Source organism: Secundilactobacillus similis DSM 23365 = JCM 2765 (assembly GCF_001311075.1).
Taxonomy (GTDB): domain Bacteria; phylum Bacillota; class Bacilli; order Lactobacillales; family Lactobacillaceae; genus Secundilactobacillus; species Secundilactobacillus similis.
The window spans coordinates 1-21,582 of sequence record NZ_BBAD01000056.1; the positions used below are offsets into that span (position 1 = coordinate 1).

14 protein-coding genes and 5 pseudogenes are annotated in these 21,582 nt (G+C 46.5%); 2 read left to right on the plus strand and 17 right to left on the minus strand.

Annotated features, from left to right (window positions below):
* Positions 1-501: pseudogene (locus tag JCM2765_RS17460) on the plus strand (MSCRAMM family adhesin SdrC); the annotation flags it as partial.
* 99 nt (positions 502-600) lie between these two features.
* Complete coding sequence (locus JCM2765_RS11560; RefSeq protein ID WP_054736888.1) at positions 601-933, plus strand: hypothetical protein; 333 nt, start codon at positions 601-603, stop codon at positions 931-933.
* An 86-nt stretch (positions 934-1,019) separates the two neighbouring features.
* Here JCM2765_RS11560 and JCM2765_RS11565 read toward each other — a convergent pair whose 3' ends face one another.
* The 17 genes and pseudogenes from JCM2765_RS11565 to JCM2765_RS11660 form a co-directional block, all read right to left on the minus strand.
* On the minus strand, positions 1,020-2,630 hold the full coding sequence (locus JCM2765_RS11565) for a hypothetical protein (protein WP_054736889.1): 1,611 nt from the start codon (positions 2,628-2,630) through the stop codon (positions 1,020-1,022).
* Entirely contained in the window at positions 2,585-2,710 is a 126-nt protein-coding gene (locus tag JCM2765_RS19145; protein ID WP_082405110.1) for a KxYKxGKxW signal peptide domain-containing protein, read from the minus strand. The genes JCM2765_RS11565 and JCM2765_RS19145 overlap by 46 nt, the downstream gene beginning before the upstream one ends.
* 206 nt (positions 2,711-2,916) lie before the next feature.
* Positions 2,917-3,765: a hypothetical protein gene (locus JCM2765_RS11570; RefSeq protein ID WP_054736890.1), complete on the minus strand. Its 849-nt coding sequence runs from the start codon at positions 3,763-3,765 to the stop codon at positions 2,917-2,919.
* Positions 3,755-5,191, minus strand: a complete 1,437-nt coding sequence (locus tag JCM2765_RS11575) for a glycosyltransferase (RefSeq protein ID WP_054736891.1) — start codon at positions 5,189-5,191, stop codon at positions 3,755-3,757. Before JCM2765_RS11575 ends, JCM2765_RS11570 begins: the two co-directional genes overlap by 11 nt.
* Before the next feature lie 14 nt (positions 5,192-5,205).
* A complete protein-coding gene (locus JCM2765_RS11580) occupies positions 5,206-5,511 on the minus strand; it encodes a hypothetical protein (RefSeq protein WP_054736892.1) in 306 nt (101 codons plus the stop codon).
* Positions 5,508-5,972, minus strand: a complete 465-nt coding sequence (gene asp3 / locus JCM2765_RS11585; protein WP_054736893.1) for an accessory Sec system protein Asp3 — start codon at positions 5,970-5,972, stop codon at positions 5,508-5,510. The genes JCM2765_RS11580 and asp3 overlap by 4 nt, the downstream gene beginning before the upstream one ends.
* A 19-nt stretch (positions 5,973-5,991) precedes the next feature.
* Positions 5,992-7,550: pseudogene (asp2, locus tag JCM2765_RS19150) on the minus strand (accessory Sec system protein Asp2).
* Positions 7,537-9,129 (minus strand): accessory Sec system protein Asp1, encoded by a 1,593-nt coding sequence (gene asp1, locus JCM2765_RS11600; protein WP_054736896.1) that lies wholly within the window; start codon positions 9,127-9,129, stop codon positions 7,537-7,539. The pseudogene asp2 and the gene asp1 overlap by 14 nt, the downstream one beginning before the upstream one ends.
* Before the next feature lie 19 nt (positions 9,130-9,148).
* Positions 9,149-10,368 (minus strand): annotated as a pseudogene (locus JCM2765_RS11605) (accessory Sec system protein translocase subunit SecY2).
* Positions 10,369-10,396: 28 nt separating this feature from the next.
* The gene (locus tag JCM2765_RS19155) at positions 10,397-11,155 is read right to left on the minus strand and encodes a preprotein translocase subunit SecA (RefSeq protein ID WP_369404075.1); all 759 of its coding nucleotides are present in this window, start codon (positions 11,153-11,155) and stop codon (positions 10,397-10,399) included.
* Positions 11,062-12,804: a preprotein translocase subunit SecA gene (locus tag JCM2765_RS11615; RefSeq protein ID WP_369404076.1), complete on the minus strand. Its 1,743-nt coding sequence runs from the start codon at positions 12,802-12,804 to the stop codon at positions 11,062-11,064. The genes JCM2765_RS19155 and JCM2765_RS11615 overlap by 94 nt, the downstream gene beginning before the upstream one ends.
* A gap of 1,080 nt (positions 12,805-13,884) precedes the next feature.
* Positions 13,885-15,389: pseudogene (gene xylB, locus JCM2765_RS11630) on the minus strand (xylulokinase).
* Between the two features lie 430 nt (positions 15,390-15,819).
* Positions 15,820-17,165: pseudogene (xylA, locus tag JCM2765_RS11635) on the minus strand (xylose isomerase).
* An 868-nt stretch (positions 17,166-18,033) separates the two neighbouring features.
* Complete coding sequence (locus JCM2765_RS11645; protein WP_054736902.1) at positions 18,034-18,633, minus strand: EAL domain-containing protein; 600 nt, start codon at positions 18,631-18,633, stop codon at positions 18,034-18,036.
* Positions 18,634-18,665: 32 nt separating this feature from the next.
* Positions 18,666-19,634, minus strand: a complete 969-nt coding sequence (locus tag JCM2765_RS11650; RefSeq protein WP_054736903.1) for a GGDEF domain-containing protein — start codon at positions 19,632-19,634, stop codon at positions 18,666-18,668.
* An 11-nt stretch (positions 19,635-19,645) separates the two neighbouring features.
* Complete coding sequence (locus JCM2765_RS11655; RefSeq protein ID WP_156301780.1) at positions 19,646-19,897, minus strand: hypothetical protein; 252 nt, start codon at positions 19,895-19,897, stop codon at positions 19,646-19,648.
* A gap of 277 nt (positions 19,898-20,174) precedes the next feature.
* Complete coding sequence (locus tag JCM2765_RS11660) at positions 20,175-21,362, minus strand: ROK family transcriptional regulator (protein WP_054736905.1); 1,188 nt, start codon at positions 21,360-21,362, stop codon at positions 20,175-20,177.
* Between the last annotated feature and the right edge of the window lie 220 nt (positions 21,363-21,582).

Sequence of the window (21,582 nt, forward strand, 5' to 3'; positions counted from 1 at the left end):
GAGATTGAAGCCGACTCACTCACTGATTCGCTATCCGAAACCGAGCCAGATACTGATTCACTGTCTGAAACTGAAGCCGACTCACTTACTGATTCGCTGTCGGAGACGGAACCGGATACTGACTCACTATCAGAAACCGAACCACTTACCGATTCACTATCAGAAACTGAACCAGATACCGATTCGCTATCCGAAACCGAGCCAGATACTAATTCACTGTCTGAAACGGAGCCGCTGACCGATTCACTATCAGAAACTGAACCAGATACTAATTCACTGTCGGAAACCGAGCCAGATACCGATTCGCTATTTGAAACGGAATTTGACGTGGATGTTAACTGTGAATTTTTCAATGATGTGCTAACTGAGTCGCTCTTAGAAGCGCTTCCAGAATCGTGCAATGACTTCGATGTTGAGTCCTGCAGACTCGTCAACTTACTTTCAAACGTACTGCTAGACGTACTTAATGAATCACTGGCCGAGGCTAAAGCCGAAGTCTGATCTGAAACACTAACAGACGTTGAATTACTCAACGAATCCTTAGTCGAATTACTCAATGAATCCTTAGTTGAATCACTTACCGAACCACTCAGAGAATCTTTGGTTGAATCACTCACAGACCCGCTTAATGAATCCTTGGTTGAATTACTCAATGAGTCCTTAATTAAATCCGAATTCGAAGCACTCGTTGACGCAATGTCGGATAAACTAGCTGAGGTTGATGCATTAACTGAATCTACCTTCGAGATATTTGCACTTAAAGAAGCACTCGTTGAGAGATTGGCACTAAGCGACCCACTTGTTGAAGCACTGGTTGAACTGCTTGCCGAAAGTTTCGTTGATAACGAGCTTGAATTCTTTGTGCTGAGTGAAGCCGATTTGGATGCATTTGTACTATTTTCTTTACTAAGTGAAATAGATCCGCTCGTATAAACATTAGTCGATATACTTCTCGACATAACATCACTGCGTGAGCGACTACTAGAATCGCTAACTTGCTTGGAGTTAGAATTGCTCGTTCATGCAACAGCTGATTTAGATAGACTTTCTACGTTAGAAAGTGAGAGCGTTGTGGAATCTTTAGCCGAATTGGAAGCACTGTAGGCCTTGGACAACGACGTTTCGTTTGATACATTGGTCGTTGTTGAAGTAGTATCCGAGGCTGTTGCTGAAGTAGTATCCGAGGCTGTTGCTGAATCGGTATCAGCAGTTGTTGGTGAATCAGTAGTCGAACTAACAGTTGAATCCAACGCTTGATCAAATGCATTAGTCTGAACAACTGCCCCAAACACACTAAGCGATGGTGAACTGACCACAATATTACCAACTGTATAAACAGTGCCATCGAACGCCGTCCCGGTGTCTGGGTTAACCAACTTGTTGGCGGTTTGCATTGCACTAATAATTGTCTGTGTATCTGCGACTGAATACGTAACTTGGTTTTGCCCAGCTGCTAACTGGTTACTGATCAACACATCGATACCTGGAACAGAGATAGTTGTACCTGGAGTATCAAATATATTGTTAACCTGCGAAATGTTGACTGCCATTCCGGCGTACCCGCCCGAATTAATCGTCACTTGTAACTGAGAACTCGTCGTAAACTGGATAACTTCACCCGTATCACTATTCACGTAAACGTTGCTCCAACCAACAGAAACTTGTCCTTCTGTCTGCGTCGTCGTAAAGTCCTTCACAAACGAAATGGCACTCGCTTCACCCGCAATTGATGAAATTTGAACCGGGGTTCCTGTCAAATGATACAACGCAGAACCCAGTTCTTTACTACTCATAGTGTCGCCAGTATCCGTAGTGGTGCCATTCACGTTGCTCGATGTACTCGACGCAACACTACTGATCACGATTTGGCTCACGTTATTCGCTTTGATGTAATCGCTCAGTTGGGCTAGTTGGGTGGCCGTTAATTCGGCATCACCCTTCAGGCCAACCGTTAACGTGCCCGAATCCGTCACCGTCACTGCAGTAGCTCCTGTAAAACCAAGGCTGTCAGTTAAATCAGTTGAAGCTACCGCCTTAGTACTCGTTGCATTTGCTGATAAGGCCGTACTTAAGCCACTGGACAAATCACTCGTTGAATCAGCCTTAGTTGAGGTCTCATCCGTACTTGCCGTTGACTGACTGTTCTTAGTTGATGCCGAAGTCGTGTCACTACTCGTTGCGCTCGTCGTATCACTGTTAGTTGTGCTAGCGGTATCGCTACTGGTGCCACTATCGGTGGTACTAGTCGTCGTGCTTGTAGTTTGACTATCCACCCCACTCGCCGATTGCGTCTCACTATCACTACTACTGTCACTCGTGGTCGTACTATCAGTCGTACTGGTCGTGGTACTTTCACTATCGCTGTTACTTTCAGTTGTACTCGTTGTGGTACTTTCGGTAGTGCTATCCACGCCACTATCAACTTCACAGGTACTCGTTGAGGTTGAGTTAACGGTTGACGTTGCTGGAATCGTGGTCTTGGACTGCGTTGCCAGCACCTGCCCATCATCAACCTCTTGACTCACCGTTTTACCGGTAGTCGTTGTATCAGCGGACGCTTTCGTTGTAGCAGAAAAAGTCGCCGTTAGCCCCATAAAACCGGTAAACGTCGAAATTGCTGCATATGCCAATGCTTGCCGCTCTTGAACATTTTATAGCGGGATTTGCTATTATTTTTCTTAATATCTTGCCGCTGCTTATTGCGTTTCATTTAGCTTCCCCCTTTGCTATCGGACTCCTATGCGTTTGTTAAGCTAAAACATATCTTCATATTAAATAATCATTAAATTACCCTGTTTATATTTAAATTTGCATCCTATATATCACATTGGGTATCACCGCTATTATACTTAACTGCGATGAGAAAGTCATTTAAATTACAAGAATTATTAACTGGATAATCAACTTTTTTATTCACTATTTAATAATTAGCTTATCAATTGGGCAGTTAGCAGTCTTTAAAACAGTTGCGGCGTCTTCACTAGCAACGACATGTTGGACGTACTTGACTTCATTCGTTAAAATCGCACGTAAATTGCCCTTCACCTGACCGGCTTCATTTAAAGGTGCCTCTTCAAGGTAAAGTGTGTTTTGCGAAGTTGTTTCAGCTAACACGCTGAGTTCCAGACCAAGATAACTAATATTAACCTGATCATCCGGCGTTAACCGCTGCGCAAGCTGTGTCCTCATGAACTGAAGTTGCGTATCGTACTGGGTTATCACTTCGCGTGTTTCAGGATTTTCAATCGTCACCAAATTTAATTGTCGCTCATAGTAGTAATACCGAATAACTGGGCGTTGTTGATTATCATAGAAACAAATCTCTTGAACCGCATTCCGGTCGTAAAAGATTCGACTAAATAGCTCACCATCAAAGGTATACTCTTCGATAAAGTCACGGCCACCATCTTCATTCAGATAAGTCACGCTCTTTACCGCACGCCGAGTATTGGCATACAGCTCAACTTCACCGATAACGTCACCTTCACTGATTAGTGAAATTGACCGATCTTGGTTCATAAAAATTTCAGCATCCGTCACTGTCGGAATTTCATTAAAATACAAATAATTTCCGGGATGATAGACACGTTGTGTTACCCAATCAATCAAGTTGTGTCCCTGCGTACCTTCTCGTGATAGCAAGCCACTAAAGCCGGGGTTGGGTGCCAATGTCAGCACCTGACCATTAGTTTGTTGTAACCGGGCACGTTGTTGCTGCCAATTATCAGTCTCTGGTCGGATAATATTCGTTAGTTCATAAAGCATGCATAAGCTCCTTCCATTGATCGGCAATGACGTGATCACGATAATTTTGAATTGAGGCTCGGGTTTCGGCGTGGAGCGCCGAATAATCAGCTGCTAACAACCGGTTGATGCCCGTCACCAATTGGGCAACATTGCCATCATTATCATCCCGTTTAAATGGCTGTAAGAATCCGTTCTTGCCATCTTGAATCAGTTCTAACGCACCAAAGCGCGCCGCAAACGTAATCACCGGTAACATGGCATTCAGTGCTTCAATATAGGTCAACCCGAACCCTTCTGAATAGGAGGCTGAAATAAACGCATCGTACCTCGGGTAAATTTTGGCTGACTCATTGGTATGCCCCATCATCCGAATATATTCACTAGCATGACAGTCTTTAATCACCTGTGTAAGTTTATTTAACTCGCCACCCTGACCATAAATATCAAGTTCAACTGGCGTCCCAGCATCGTGCACTTGCGCAACGGCTTTAATTGCTAGATCCAAGTGCTTTTCAGCAGCCAGTCGCGACATTGACACCAACTTAAGCGGCTTGCCAAGCGTTGCAGTCGCGTGCTCAGCGACTTCATCCCGGATGCCACCAACGGGAATCGTCACGAACTTTTCAGTGTCATCCGGAAAATCAACCAAGAGATCTTGGCGTTGCAGTTCCGTTGCAACCACCACTCGATCGACCCGATTTAGGTGAGTCAATAGATACTCGTAATAGTTATTCCACAACGGATGTTTCGGGTCATTCCGGTCAGATAGATGATCAGCATGGATCATTTCAATCAAATGACTGCCCGTTGGCTGATGATTAAACAACGCTGCTTCCGTATTTTCATCCCGGTCAATAATGAAGTTACTGTGACCGCCAAACGCCTGATCAAGGACGTTCAAAAAGTAACGCTGCAGCAGGACTTCATTGCGAAAGAATCGGTGAGCCCCTTGTTCGTTAAACAAATGAATGTTGCGAATTCGATGATTCTGATGCTCATCTTGGTAGACATCGTACATCACTCGGCGTTCACCAGTTGTATCGTCTAATAATTCAACTCGAGCGGTACCCACTAACAACATCTTTCGATCCGCCGCTGGGTATTTAACCAAATGATCCACAATTCGCATCCCGGATGAAGTGACTAGTTCCCGTTTACGATGCGTATTCGTACTGTCAATCACCGTTAATTTCCGAGTTGTCCCAGTTGGCGTTTTCCCAGTTGTGAGGTAGTCGTCACCGAAGACGAAGTACTCCCACATATTAATCACTTGTTGCGTCGTTAATTGCCATTTTGCCATCGCTTCATGGAGCTCTGGAATCAATTCTGTAAAGACAAAGCGGTAGGGTAACTGAGCCTGATCAAACCGATTTGCTCGATAAAATTGGGCGTGCTCGACACCGGAATTACCGATACCCATGGCACGATTTAGAAAAAAGTTCACGTTGCTCGTCTCCCTTATACATTTGTTGGGTGGAGTAACTCCACTAATTGTTGCGTGGCAGTTTCGGGAACTTGTCCCCAGCGCCGAATACGGATTGTGGTCCCCTCGGATAACCGGTGTTGCATCTCCCACACCCGGCTGGTCAAATCATTTAGGGCAATCGTTAACTGGGTCGGGTCCTGAAAAGTCGCTCGCGTGTACGCGCCAATAACTGTAGCACCCTTCGTATTAACCGGGTAATTTCGATTGGCCATGTTGCGACATGCCACGATCACGTCAAGCTGAGGCGTATCAAATGCCGCTGCAGCCACGCCAATCACATTTCCCATCCACTGATGCGTTGACTCAGTTCAGCCGGCATCAACACCATCTGATAAAACGTTAATCGGTGATGATTAGTGTTCATCAAACTCAGTTCATAGCTGGCAACCTCATCGGGTAAGCTAAACGTCCCTGATAATTCTTGAAACGTCACCTGATCAATCGTTTCACCCTGCTCATCAAACGTGCTCAACTGTGCGTAGACTGATTTGGCTGGAAAAGCTTCGCAGGCCATCGCGAAGTAGTACGTGCGCTGATGTAATAATAATGGCAATTGCGGTGATGCCATGAGGTAAGCGTCACCCGAACCACGTGATGACCAAGTTCGGATGGCCGTCCCAGGTGGCATCATCGGACACGAATAACTGACCGTCTCATCAGCTTCAAAACTGACCTGAGCGCCGTAGTTATACGTTTGTCGCAGTTCGCGTGGCCATTTAAAAACACTGACTGTTTCCATACACCCATCCTCCTTTTGATTAGTCTACTTGTCGGCCAAACCCCGTATGCAATAAGTTGTGATACTGATCCAAGAACCAAGTCACTATGCCGTTTGTATCATCGTTATGCCGCCCGGTTAATCCTTTATATAGCAATTTAATGTTCGGGAATCGGTGTTTTAACGTTCTAAATAACTCTTGAAAGGCAGTTTGATCGTAATCGTCTTCCTTCATGTAACTGATAGCAAAGGTGGTATTTTCAAAATCTCCCGTGTTAAACTGCGCCCAAAAGTGGCGGTTGAGTTCTGTCACGCCCCGACTATCTGCGCGACCCGTATGCCACAGTAGGTTATCCAGCGAGGTTGGGAATCCGCCTGGCCGGTTAATGCGTTCGTTTTCGGCCATTGTTCCCAAATCAACTAATGGTTTACCAACGATCACTGCGTACGGTTTGAGCTTCGCGGCGTAGTAAAGTGCGCCGTAAGTCCCCATGGAAAGGCCTGATAGAATCAGTTGATCGTGCGTAAACCCTAATTGATCTAAGTATCCATCGATTGTTTTAACTAAGTCTGCTTCAAGCTGAGCGCTTCCCATGTAGAAGCCACCCCCTTCAAGCCGCGGATCACCAATGAGCAAGAACGGACTTCCTAAGCCCTGCATCATGAAGGCTCCTTCAAACCCTTCAGCGGTTCGGTACCCGGAAAAGTAAATGTTCAATGGCGGTTTCATATCACCAGGATTAAAGTACACCAGTAACTCCGTACGCATCTTAGCTTGATCAACGACCCGAACCCCACCGGGCATTAATTCACCCCGTTGCCGACGTGATCGTCGAAAATGGCAATTACCGATACTGATTTGTCCCGTTCCTGTGCCCAAACTGTGACATACACGAACTGAACTTTATCAGATTGGGGTAACTGAAACGGTTCTTGAAGATCATCGAAGGTCTTTTCGATGACTTTATTAACCTGATTCGTATCTCGATCAACAAGGTAAAACTTAAAACTGATCGTCACATCACCGCTCAACACCGCCGCTTCCGGTAGTACCGTCACTTGGTAATCGATCATCACGAAGCCCCGTTGCCGCCAATTTAATAATTGTTGGGGCTGATTTCCAAAGCTACCGGTGTAGAGCATTCGATTATGTCCCTCTTGTCGGACTTGCCCGGTAAAGTTAGGTGTAATTCGAACTTCGTTAAAGTTCAACTTATACCCTGTTTGACCACCGAAGTAGTCATCGTTAATCGCGTGAGCAACCGTTTCTGGCTGCAACAAGGCCATCGCCTGAGCCGCTTTTACATCTAACAACGCTTCAATGTCTGGTGCTAAAACGAGGTGTTCATCATAAATAACTTGATACGCGGGTAACTGTGCGACCAATTCGGTATCGTCCAACAATCGTGATCCCGGCGCAATCAGAAAAATTGCCGTTCTAAATCCCGGTTTTAACCGACCATCTTCAAATGGCGCTAATTTGTTATCCGCATCAACCACTCGGTCATTAGCAATCCAGTAATACTTAAACTCTGGTGCCAAAGTATCGGATAAATCACAGCGAAGACCGCCAATTTGAACCACTTTAATTGTCCGCATCCGTCATGACCTCCTGCCATCGTTCAATTAACCGTTCGTCTGAGAAACGTTCCATTTTGGCAACGCTGTAAACCAGAGATTCATTCCAGCGGCGAAGACCGTCCAAAAAGTAGGCTAATCCCCAGCCAACTTCGTTCAAATCATGGATCACCAGTCCATTTTTACCAGTCGTCACATACTCCGTTTTCGCCCTGACTAACTGTGGCACCCCAGTACTGATGGCCGCAAGTTGAATAAACGGATCAATTTGAGGGCTTAAATCAAGTAACAACCGGGCTTCGTCAAGTGCCGCCCACATCGTCTTGTGATCGTCAATTCCTCGTAAGTGAATTCGGCGAAGAAACTTGGCTGCCGTTGTCACTTGATCCCAGTTTTCAGTTTTCTTTAATTCATCTAGTTCATCTGCCTGTTCGCGCGTTAACGTCTGTTGATCCTTCGCGTCCAAATACCCTAACACCGTTTCAATCGCTGCGTGGTCTTCAGCAACGTTAAACGTGTCGTCAACGAATTGTTGAACAACAGCATTAATGGTTGTGCCATTATCATCAGTGCTTGCCAGAAGAACAACCGCATCGTTTGACAGCATTTCAGTCAAAATTTGCCGGGTAACAACTTCCTGAGCCGCATCGACAAGGTCGGTTGCCCGCCAATAAATGACCAGTTGTGACAGTTCATTACTGTGGCCTAACGCTAATCGACTGCTATATGGCGAGAGTAACCGCAACGGCTTTTCCAGTAACAGTGCCCAATCAGCTAATGCCCGTTGGACTGCTCGACTGGCCCCCATATCCGTGGCAATTACGGCGTGGGCTACCGATGTCATCCGGTGCAAAACATCATCAGTGTACGTGACCCGTGATTCACCGCTTCCCACTAAAATATCGTAAGGGGTTAGCGCCAGAACCTGCGTACTAGGATAGTTAAAGCCTGCTCGGTAAACTAAAATCGTAAACGTTTCGGCTTGTTGGTGTGCTCGTTTAGCGGTAAATTCATCGAGTAACGGTTGAAATGCATCATAATGGGCATGCCGAAATCGGCGCTGTTGACCAGGTGCAACCGTAATACCATCCGCATCCGTCTTCGTCAACACAACGTCACCAAAGGCGTTAAACAGCGTCTGCACCTCACCAGTTGCCTGTAAATCACGCCGCCAGCTCAGAAAACCTCGATCATCAAACTGATCGATTTGGATTGGCTGGCCCTGTGAATCATACCGGGTAACCTGATCCAGGTAATCATCTGGTGTATACGTGCATTTCGCATAGCGCACCCCTTGAACGTAAACTAATACAGCACCCGTTCCCGGCACAAATTCAGCATTTTCAGGCCAATCGAGATTCTCCACCGCTAACGGGATCCCATCTTGAATCGGGATATCAGCAATTGCATCGTAGACGTTCCACCACGGCATCTCGAGTTGATTGATCTGCTCTAACTGGTGGCGTAAGTGCGGCATTAATTGGAGGGTCACCAACGTATACGGTTGCTTCGTCCGTTTCAACATACTAGCAACGTTGGCTGAGATGTCGTCTTCAAACGCCGACGTTAAGCTTTTCCACGGCGTAATTAAATCAATCATGCAACGTCCCTCCCGTCCATCAAATTAAATCGTACTGCCCCTTAAAGTACAGGGCGCGAATCTGATCAAATAAATTATCCAAAATCGTGACTAGAATGAATAGGCCACTAAAGAAGAAAGCTAAGTTCCCATAACCCGGTACATACAGTCCAATAATCAGCGGAATCGCCGTGACTGCTACTAAGAAACAGTTGCCGGCAAAAATCATGATCAAGAGCTTATGCGTCAGGTATTTTTCCGTCTCACGCCCCGGGATAACGTTGTAAATGTAGTCGCCACTCTCCTTAAGGTGCCTAGCTGTTTCACTAGGTTGGAAATTAACAAACCCGAACCCATATCCTAGTATGCAAACCACGAGACTGTACATTGCGATGCCGTAGTAAGTATGATAGCTGAAAAGTTGATTAATAATAAAGTTCGTCACTGCATAGCTCCCAATTCCTTCATGCCGCAGATAAGTTGGCAACACAAATAGTGAAATTGAAAACATGAACGGCATCGCCCCACCTGGTAATAGCCGAACTGGAATGTACGACTTGCCATAAGAGTTAATGATACTAGTTCGTTCAACTTCAATTCGAAGTTCTGCTTGATAAATAAAGATCGCCACGATCAAGAAGACGATCACCGAAGCAATCAGCGTTGCCGTACTCTTCGGCGTAAAGATGAAGTGGTCGTTACTATTAGGACCGTTTTCCAACATATTCGGTAAATTTTGAACAACGTTGGCACGATTAGTAACACCGCACCACCAATACCACGTCCCGTGTTGACGTCTGCCAGCCAAACCACCAGCATCGCCCCCGCCGTTAACGTGAACACTAAAATCAATAAGCTATCAAATTGGGAAATAATGGTAACGGGTTTTACAGTTTTTTGAATCATCAACGCCATTTGAAGCGCTTGCGCCAACGCAAAAGCCAGCGTCAAGCACCGTTGAATCACATTTGACGTCCGTTCTGTCAAATGCTGGGTGCCCTCCGGATTCACCATCGTAAACACCGACCAAAGAATCTTACTCGTCATGTACGGCGCAATTCCCAGTGAAAACAGGGTCGGCACCGACATTTGCCCACCAGTAGCGTACCCGAAGAACTGTAGCGCTCGGTTTTTTTGGAGTAACGCTTCGGCGCTCGAAATATCAACTACTGGAATGACCAGTTGGCGGCCAACTTCCACGATCAATAAGATAAAGATACTCCACATACAGCGCCGAATTAGATCTCGCTTGTTGTTCATGCCATGCTCATCCCCGTCTCGTTACAGTTTATGGAAAATCAACGTCCATCGTGCCATCTGAATTGATCGTAAACGTTGATAACATTAAGTTACGTAACGCAGTTTGCCAAAACGCATGCGTCATTTGTTCAAAGGATAACCGCGCATCGCGTTGGTACTCGTAGATAGGATTCCGCGAGCCTTGCGCTCGACTGTTGACCACTTGACGTAACTGTTGTAGGTTATCGACCTGTTCGATCCAAACGTGGTCGATGGCCTTTAAAATCGATAGTTTTTCAAAATACAAAAATTGATCTGCTGCCCCAAACCGCTTTTGTTGCAGTGCCAGTCGCTGTTCTACCACCGTTTTCAGGTAGCTTGCCAACTGAGAGCCACCCGCCTGCCAGTTTTCCCACAGCGTTGAGCGATCGTAGTTGTAGTCAACATTATTGAACAAGTAATCCAAGATGCCTTCAAAAGTCAACGGATCCTGCCGGTTAGGTGTTAGTAACGTCGTCAATGCTCGGTCACAGAGTTTGGCAACGAGGCCATCCACGTCAGCTTGATCCATGACTTTATTTCGAAATTGATAAATCGTTTCTCGTTGCAACCGGAAAATTTCATCAAATTGGAGCGTCTGCGACCGGGCACCCCGCTGACCGTTAGCAGCAATCGATTGCACATCTCTGACGAGGTTTTTGAACCGCTTTTTCGTTAAAGGCTGTCCTTCTGGTCGTTTACCAGTAGCCACCTGCTGCTCGTATTTGACCCGGGCACGTTTGACCCAGGCTGGACCGTTTTCAAGCACCACTTTGTCTTCCAGTGACACGTAGAAGTAACTTTCACCAGGCGCGCTTGACGCCCAGCCCGGCCCTTCAATTGCTGGTCGATCCGTTGACTATCCATCGGTTCGGTCCCAACAACTAGCAAACCACCCATCTCTCGAACACCCTTACCAAGCTTGGTGTCGGTTCCCCGACCTGCCATCGAAGTTGCGACCGTAATCGAACCAGGCTGACCTGCTTCAGCGATGATATCCGCTTCCTTACCGACACTTCGCGCGTTCAGCAAACTGTGCGGAATCCCTTCCTTCAATAGAATGTAGGAGTATAACTCCGACATCGAGACTGAGCCAGTTTCAATCAACACAGGCCGGTGAATTGCATAGGCTTCCTTGATTTTAGCCAGTGAGGCGTAAATTTTTTCCTCATTTGTGATATAAAGTTGATCCGGATGATCCTTTCGAATAACCGGTTTATGCGTGGGCACTTGAATGACATCTAAGTTATATGTTTCCCGGAATTCACGGACGTCCGTCTTTGCCGTCCCGGTCATGCCGGCTAACTTGTGAAACATTCGGAACAGGTTTTGGTACGTGATCGACGCCATTGCCCGTGATTCAGAGGTAATTGTGACGCCTTCCTTAGCTTCGATCGCTTGGTGTAATCCGGCATGTAGCTTCATCCCCGGCAATTTCCGGCCATTTTCCCGGTCAATCAACGTAATCTCGCCGTCTTCACACACGTAGTCACGTCCCTGATGCATGAGGTAATTGGCGCGCATCGATAATACCAAATGCCGGTACAGACTTGACCATTTTGGTGATAACAGACCAGTGATTCCGAAATAGGTTTCAATCGTATGGATGCCGCGTTCAGTAAACCAAGCGTTCTGGGTATCGTCGCTCATTTCGATATCAAGGTCGTCGCCAACCTCTAGTAATTTAACGAGTTTATCAACTGACTCATAGTAGTTCGATTGCACCCGGGGAGCGCCAGAAATCACCAACGGAATCTGGGCCATATCCAGCAATACCGCATCGATTTCGTCAACCAGCGCATAGTGAAACCGTTGAATAAACTGATCATCTTCGCTAGAAGCCAAGTTATCCATCAAATAGTCGAAGCCCAAAGCACTGTGGGTCGTATACACCACGTCAGCGCTATAGATTCCCTTCTTATCCAGTTCGCTCGTGTCTAAGTCATCAACTTTTTCGTCCGCTGCACCAGCGGAAACGGTCAAACCAAGCCATTCGTAAACCGGCCCGATTTCTTCCGCGTCCCGATTCGCCAAGTAGGCGTTAGCAGTGATCAGATAGTTACCGGGTCCCGTTAAACCATTTAAATACAGCGGCATCGTGGCCGTCAGACTTTTTCCTTCCCCAGTCTTCATTTCAGCGATGTCGCCGTAGTAGAGCACAATCGCCCCGGTAACCTGATTAAGGTAAGGTTCAAGGCCTAAGACGCGCCGATCCGCTTCTCTAACCACAGCAAAAGCCTCCGGTAACAAGGCATCTAACGCCGTTCCCGAAGCTAATCGTTGTTTAAATTCAGTTGTTTGCGCCTTTAGTTCTGCGTCACTCATAGCGTGATACTTGGGTTGTAACGCCACAATATGGCGCGCCAAACGTTCGTACCGTTTCAAAATTGGTCGTTTCCACCGCCATTTGATTGCCATGTCGCTTCCCCCTCATCAACAGTCACTAGTTGGGTTAAAATAGTTGACCCCATCAACCGAACCCCAGTGGCATACTTTGCGCTTACTGTCGTTGAGCAACCGTTATGGTTACGCAATGCATCGTGTTCGTCGTCCCAACAAATGCCGAATTGGTATCTTTGATTTTCAAGCCCAATTCAGATAAGTTAGCCGACCTTCTAGTTTTAACTATATTATACTTAGCATAAATAGACAAGGTGTAATTCACCGTTTCGGTAAGCGTTCTAGTTCTTGATATAACAAGCTTTCTGAATTAAATCAGCCTGCTTAGCATCCAACGATTAACATCATTAACTTCGCTACATTTTCATCACCTATCCATGGTAAAATAGTGGTGATAACTGGAATGCCTGATTCTTTCCAAAGAAAGCCGTGTATTAACCACTATGAATAAACCCGATAATAAAAAACTACTCAGTAAAGATATCGATGACCGGTTCAAATCTGAAAAAAAATTCGTTCACGATCCTGACCGTCAAAGCAGCGGTCAATCTCGCACTATCCAACTAATCTTCGGCATTCTAATGACACTTGTTGCCGTCGGTGGGATTGTTTTTGGACTGATGTCACTACTTTAATTACCTTTCAACGAGTTCGGCGATGACCGAGCTCGTTTTTTATACTGTCGTTTGTGTCCAGCGTAAGTGTTGGGTGCGATTTGGGTGTCGGCTGTTTGTCGTCGCTTCGCTCGCCAAAGCCGCATGAAAAACGGCGCTCTCAGGCTACAAAATTCGGCGCCACTTAAACTGTTATTTCTAGGGTTCCTGTCATTATAAGAACTTGTCAACCACGCGCTTTCTGGCCACCACGCCGAATGGTGCTGCGCGAGGCAGAAGGTTGCATGTAAGTTCGCCCCAGCCAACCTACCAAAGCCCGGTAGCTTCGCTGGGTCGAACTTACACTCCACCTTCTAACCGCCTCGCTCCGCACACTTACGCTGGACACAAACGACAGCAACATAAAGAAACGAACCCGCCATTCCCAAGACGAGTTCGTTTCTTTTTATATTGCAAGTTTGAATGTTTATCGAAAGGCTGTTAACTAGTCGTTTGCGCGACGGTAGTCTAACAGTTGTTCGCTGATACCTTTGGTTTGCTCGTAAACTTGAGCGTAAATCTTGTGGAGTTGTTCGTACTTCTTGGCGTTTTCAGGGTTTGGCAAGTAAGCTTTGCCGAAGTGCACGAATTTTTCGGCACATTCTTGGAAGTCTTTGAACCAGCAAGCCAACGGCAGCCATCATTGCGGCACCCATGCCTGGTCCTTGTTCGTTAGTCAAGCTGACAACCTTCTTGTTGAAGATGTCGGCTTGAATTTGAAGCCAAAGTTCACTCTTGGCGCCACCACCAATGGCAACGACCGTGTCGAAGTCACCGTTGTGTTCGTCGTAGATGTCCATGATGTCACGGAATGAGAAGATGATGCCTTCCAAGACGGCCCGAACGAAGTCAGACTTTTGGTGGGTCCCATCAACACCGGTAAAGCTCCCACGGATATCAGCATCCGCATAAGGTGCCCGTTCACCAACGATGTATGGCGTGTATAGCAAGCCATTTGCACCGACAGTTGACTTGCCAGCGCTGCAACCATGTCGTTAAATGACTCGTCTTGCGCAAACGTCCGCTTGAACCAGTTCAATGAGTAACCGGCAGCCAACGTAACACCCATCGAGTAGTAAGAATCTGGAATAGCGTGATCTTCAAATTGAAGAACGCCATGGTAATCAACAGTTGGGTCTTCCTCGTACTTCAACACAACCCCTGACGTCCCGATACTTGAAAGGACCATGTTAGGTGATAAAATACCGGCGCCAACTGCCCCAGCAGCGTTGTCAGCGGCCCCACCGAAGACTTCAGTGTGGGTATCCAAACCAGAGAAGATCGCGTAACTGTCGGAAATCTTGCCGGCAGAATCAATTGAGCGCATCAATGGCGGGCACATGCTCATTGGAATGTCGAAAGCGTCACAGATAGCTTGGCTCCATTGGCCAGCCTTAACGTCCAGTAAAACAGTCCCAGTGGCATCAGAGTAGTCCATGCCCAATTGGCCAGTCATCCGGTAACGAACGTAGTCTTTTGGCAACAAGAAGGTCTTGGCCTTAGCCCAGATGCTAGGTTCGTTTTCCTTAACCCAAAGCATCTTAGGTAACGTAAAGCCTTCAAGTGGCTTGTTCTTCGTGATATCGATAAATTCATCGCCTAACTTAGCGGTGATTTCTTCACACTGCTTCGTGGTCCGGGTATCGTTCCACAAGATAGCTGGGCGTAAGACTTGGTTGTTTTCGTCCAATAAAACTAACCCGTGCATTTGACCTGAGAAGCTGATCCCGGCAATTTCTGCTGGCTTGATGTGGTCGTTCAAAATTAAACGAACAATCGCAACCGTTGTGCCTGAGACCCAGTCTTCTGGGTTTTGTTCACTGTAACCTGGGCGAGATTGGATCAATGGGTAGTCGTAACTTTGTTGCGCAACGATTTCACCATCACGGTTCATGCTGAGACTTTAACGGCACTGGTACCGAGGTCGACGCCTAATACGTATTCGTTCATGTTGATACTCCTTTTTGGTTGTGGTTTTGATTAAGTGACGTGTTCTTTGAGTTGGTGGTTGGATCCTGTACAATTATCGGTCAACCAGAGAATACTGTTGCCTATTTACAGCATCCTCTAGGCGACGTTCATTGCTGTTACGTTTGTTTCGGCTCTTGGTTAGCTTTGAGTATCAGCGGTATGTTGACTTTTTTGAAGAGGCCTCGCTGTTTTTTCTTGGCCACCGCGCCGAAACGTGTTCCGAAAAGCAGACTGCTATGTGCAAGGTGACTCAGGCAATAAGGCCTAAAGCCCAGGCCTCATTGCCTGAGTCACCTTACACGCCGCAGTCTGACCGCTTTTCTCCACACTCTAACAAAAAGCAGCCCGCAGACTATGGGGTCTACCAGCTGCTTCCAGTATTTAACCATTCATTATTAATTAACTTAGATTATTTGCTCAAAGTATCAACGATGTAGTGGTTGATCGTATCCTTGACTTGTTCCAAGTGATCTGAGTGCGTTGCGGCACGGAGGTCTGCTTGAGTCTTATCAAGTGAGTAGGCTTCAAGGCTTTGGAACGTTGCCTTGCCGCTTTCGATTTCAGCACCGACACCTGACTTGTATGAGCTGTAACGCTTAGCAACTAAGTCGTCTAAGACGCCATCTTCCTTCATCTTCATGCAACCCGTAGGCCGGCAGCAAAGCTGTCCATCCCGACGATGTGGCCGTAGAACAAGTCGTTTGGTTCGAATGATGAACGACGAGGCTTAGCATCGAAGTTCAAACCACCGCGAGGGCCGATTCCACCAGCTTGAACGACTTCCCACATTGCTGCAGTAGTTTCGTACAAGTTTGAAGGATATTCATCAATATCCCAGCCAATCAACTTGTCACCTTGGTTAGCATCCAATGAACCAAGTAAGCCGGCTTCACGAGCAACACGGATTTCGTGTTGGTAAGTGTGACCTGCCAAGTTAGCATGGTTACCTTCCAAGTTCAACTTGAAGTCTTTGTCCAACCCGTATTCCTTCATGAAGGCAATCGTGGTTGCGGCATCAAAGTCGTATTGGTGAGTCGTTGGTTCCTTTGGCTTTGGTTCGAGCAACATTTGGGCATCGAAACCAATTTCGTTAGCGTAATCCTTAGCCATGTGGAACAACTTAGCGGCGTGTTCTTGTTCTAACTTCATGTTTGTGTTCCAGAGTGATTCGTAACCTTCACGGCCACCCCAGAAGACATAGTTTTCAGAACCGACGCGCTTCCCAATTTCAAGACTGTGCTTCAATTGAGCAGCTGAGTAAGCAAAGATGTCAGCGTATGGTGAAGTACCAGCACCGGCAACGAAACGAGGGTTAGTGAACATGTTCGACGTGTTCCAGAGCACCTTCATGCCAGAAGTCTTTTGGTAGTCCACAATCTTGTCAACGATCTTGTCCAAGTTAGCGTTGGTTTCACGTAATGTGTCACCTTCGGGCGCTAAGTCACGATCATGGAAGCAAAGGAAGTCAACGCCTAACTTACGGTAGAATTCAAATGCGTAATCAACCTTAGCTAAAGCGCTGTCCATTGGGTCACTGTACTTATCGTATGGGCGAATAGCAGTACCATCACCGAATGGGTCGACCAAACGTTGGTCAAATGTGTGCCAGTATGCAACTGAGAAACGAAGCCAATCGCGCATCTTCTTGCCGCCGATTACTTCATCAGGGTTGTAGTAGTGGAATTCTGCACCTGATCCTAAATCTTTGTTGCCAACATACTTAATGTCTTTCATATCCCATAAATCTTCAGACATTTAAAAAGCCTCCTCATAGTTTTAAAGATTACTTTTAATTAGTTTGTTCATACAACCAACTCACAAGACTTAGTATAGCGCTTACATCGAAGATTGCAACCCCTTTGGCCAAAAATAGTGGTGAAACGTTGAAACCGTTGGTGTTAAGGGACTTTTACGAACAATAAAAAAATTCACTTTACTAAAAGTTTTAGTGAAGTGAATTGGAATGGTGTTTTTTGTGGTTACGATTTAACTATTTTAGATAAGCATTGGATTGTTTTTTCGGTACGGACCGGTATGCATCTTGTCATTTCGGCTTGGATTTGGAATAGACTTTTCTGGTATGTTTGGTTGTGGTTTGGGACTTGAGCGTAACAAGCTCTGCAAAACTGCAGACTTGCATATAAGGGCCGTCCAAGTAATACTGGCCAAAGTCTGGGCCTACCACTGAGAGTTTCTGGCGATGCTCATTGCTATTACTTTGGTTTCGGCGCCATTTGGGCTTTAGTTGGCAATGATCGGTGACATTTTGAAGTTTGTTGACGTTACTGACTTGATTAGCCTGCGCCGAAATGAGTTCCAAAAGACAGGGCGTGGTATGTAAGGGCGTCCAAGCAATCCTGGCCAAAGTCTGGGCCTACCACTGAGAGTTTCTGGCGACGCTCATTGCTACTACTTTGGTTTCGGCGCCATTTGGGCTTTAGTTGGCAATGATCGGTGACATTTTGAAGTTTGTTGATGTTACTGACTTGATTAGCCTGCGCCGAAATGTGCTCCGAAAAGCAGAGAGTTGCATACAAGGAGGCCCAAGCAAGACTGGCCAAAAACCAGCCAGTCTTGCTTGGGCCTCCTTGTACTCCACTCTCGAAACGCTTTTCTCCGCACTCTACTCTACTCTTGGCAACACCGGCCGATCAAAGTAGTACCCCTGCATGTAAGCGGTAATCTGATGTTCTTGAAGCCAATCAACTTCCTCTTGATTTTCGACACCCTTTACAACAAACAACAAGTCATACTGCTTTGCGATTCGGGACCAGTAAACTAAGCGGGTTTGAAGTCGTTCTCGATCCCGCGCTACATCATTGGCCGTCATCGTGAACTTCAAGCCATCAACGTACGGCAAGAGGTAATCGAGCTCTTCTAAGTTTGTGTTAAGCGCCACATCGTCGATCACCAACTTAATGTCAGCTTGTCGATACTCGGCTAACACCGATTTCAAATCCGTTAGAGATGGCCATTCTTCCATTTCAACCACCATATAATCAAGCGTTGGTTGCGCCTTTCTAAACGCAGCCAAGGCTTTCGGCGTTGCTGGATCGATAAACTGCGCCTCGTCTAAATTCATTGAAATCGAGAAACAATGCTTATAGTCCAACAATTGCGTCATTAAATCGATCTGGGTCTTAACCGATACCTGAAAATGTTCAGGTACGACCCACCGTCGATGTTCATAACTATAGTTTCGCAACAGCAGTTCGTTTGACATCGGGGTCGCTTCCCCATCCGCTGTTACTTTCATCACACTTTGTGGGCAGATACATAAGTCGACAAAATGGCATCCCGGTGGTTACGATCCCGAGTTTCACCATCAACGGTAACGGTATTGCGCCCATTGCGTTTACTTTGATACAAATTATCATCCGCACGCCGGTAGATGTCTTCCACCGAAGCATCCTGGTCCGTCATTGCGGTCACGCCCATTGAAATCGTGACGTTGATATCGTACTCCTCGTATGAGTAGTGTGCTTTTTGAACCGCATGCCAACATTCGTCAATGATCGACATCACGTCATCCGGCCGCTTATCTGCGAAGACGATGTTAAATTCCTCGCCACCCGTCCGGTAAACGTAGCGGTTGTAGCCGTATTTTTCCAACACGTGTTCTAAGGTTTGCGCAACGCCGACTAAGACATCATTGCCGGCCAGATGCCCGTAGTAATCGTTAATTTGCTTAAAATGATCCACATCCAGCGCCACCAACGTTAGTGGTTCGTTGCGTTGCTTAGCATCGTTAAACAGGGTTGTAATTTCGTGCTGATACAGGGCATAGGTTTTCGCATTGGTCAGTGAATCATAATTAACCAGTTGCGCCATCTTCCCGGTTTCAACCCCGACCCGGTGCCGATGTAGCCAGTAATTCGAGGCGGCCACGTCCATCAGGATAAACATCAAAATGGCCTGCATACAGATTGCCGTACTAACCTGCATTCCCGCAGAAACCCGTGGTAACAGCAACCAAAACGCAATTGAGATGTAAACGGTTAGGCCACCGTTGAGCCATATATTATACCGAAACTGTTTACCGTAGCGTTGAAGTGCAATCAGCGCAATGCCTAAAAGAATCAGCGAAATCGCAAACTGCGGTCGATCAAAATGCCCCATGTGGTGCATTGACCATACACTAATCAGCGCAATGGCCCGAATCAGGTATTCCCATATTTTTAAATCTGTATCGAACATGGTGAACACCAAAATGAATAACCCCATGTTATGAAACATCATGCATTGTAGTAAACGTAGTAGCCCATAAAGTGGAACAGTGAGCCGACTCCTAGTGAAAAGACCATCAACAGCACACGACTCCCGATTCGTGCCCAATTCGCTTTTTGTCCTCCAAGAAACTGGCCTAATTCTTGATAAAGTGACACAAAACCTGACATAAAGATGCTGGCAATAATCAACTGTGTAATAAACATCGGTAAACTTAACAAGTGTAAGTTCATGACCATCATACGCATCTGTTCAATCACCCTCCTTCAGGGTGTTGAACCCCATATAAAATGCCTAATTAGATTGATTATAGGTCAATTTCCAAGGGGTTAAAAGGGGAAATCCATACAATTTTCTCATTTTGTGGAAACGTTAACAGAATCTAATATTAGAGTAATATGTCTGTAATATGACGTTGCTCACTTGTCGCTTTTTTGTCATTTTTTGACCAATTACAAACAGCAAAATCCCCCACGTCAATTCACATCGGCGTGAGGGACTATTATATTTCTGATTAAAATGACTTAACAGCTAAACTTAAGCACTTGGTGTCACGTCCACGCCACCAAATCGCAGCTCAAATTCATCCATCTCCAACACCTGCCGCGTTACGAGCGCACAGCCGCCCAATAACGTTGCGTAGTGGGAATTCTTCGTCACTTCAATCGGCACACTTGCCGACGTTACCATTCGTTGGTAAGCCAGTTCAATGTCTGGAAGTAACTGAGGTAACGTTTCAATGAGTGGCGAGTTCAAGAACACAGCGTCCGGATCATAACTGTTCGTCGTATTAATGATGATTCGCGCAACGTTGTCCACAAAGGACTTCAGTGCCTGCTTCGTCACTTCATCACCAGCGTTGAACAACTCAACAACGCCATGACGATCCAATGGTATGTTATCTTTGGCTTCACTGATCTGGCCGATGATGGCATCTTCTGAACAAAAATCTTCAGTTTTCTTAGGTGTTTCATCCGCCAAGCCACCGATTTGAAGTGAGCGGCCAATTTCACCAGCTTCCCCGTGAGCGCCGCGATAGAGTTGCTTATTGATGATCAACCCAGCCCCAATCCCACGGTGAATGCTGATGGTGACCGAGTTATTTAATGATTGACCGTGGTTAAAGTCCCGTTCGTAAACGGCGGCCAAGTTGGCTTCGTTTTCAAGTAACACCGGTACGCTGTATTTGGTGCCAAAATACCGGGCTAAATCGATCGACCCCATCTTCAAAAATGGTGAATAGGTGATTTTGTTGCTGTCCACCGTCCCGTGAATGGCGAAACTGATGCCCAATAGGCCATGACTCGTACGATCATCGCCGCTTGCTTTTTGGAGCTGCTCGTCGATCAACGGCACGATTTCATCGATGGTCAGGTCCTTAACGTCGACCTGCGTATAGGTCAAAACGTCGCCCGACAGATTATTTTGCATGACGTGTAAGTGGCGGTATCCAAAGTCAAAGTTCATGGTGTAGCCGTAACGCCGGTTAATGGCGATCAATACGGGTTTCCGGCCGCCAACTGTCGACGCAGCCCCTTCACCAAGTTCTTCAACGACCCCTTGTTCCTTCAAATCGTTATACAGGGAGGAAACCGTGGACTTATTCAATGCCAAGTTCCGAGAGATTTCGATTCGTGAGATTGGTTGATGGTTAAAAACCTGAGCGAGGACTGACTGAATATTTTGCTGATGCAACTGCATCCGATTTCGAATTGCGTTTCCCATGGGGAACACCTCCTTGTAGTAGAGCGCGGAGAGAAGCGGTTAGAGAGCGGAGCGTAAGCTACTCGTGCCAGAAGCCCCGGGTTTGGGGGCTTGTGGTGCGAGTGGCTTACGTGCAGCTCTCTGCTTCTCGGAGCGCGTTTCGGCTAGGTAACATTAACCCAGCCATAAAAATATCAACGGTTCCCGTACAGAGTGCGAAGTAAAGCGGTTAGAAAGCGGA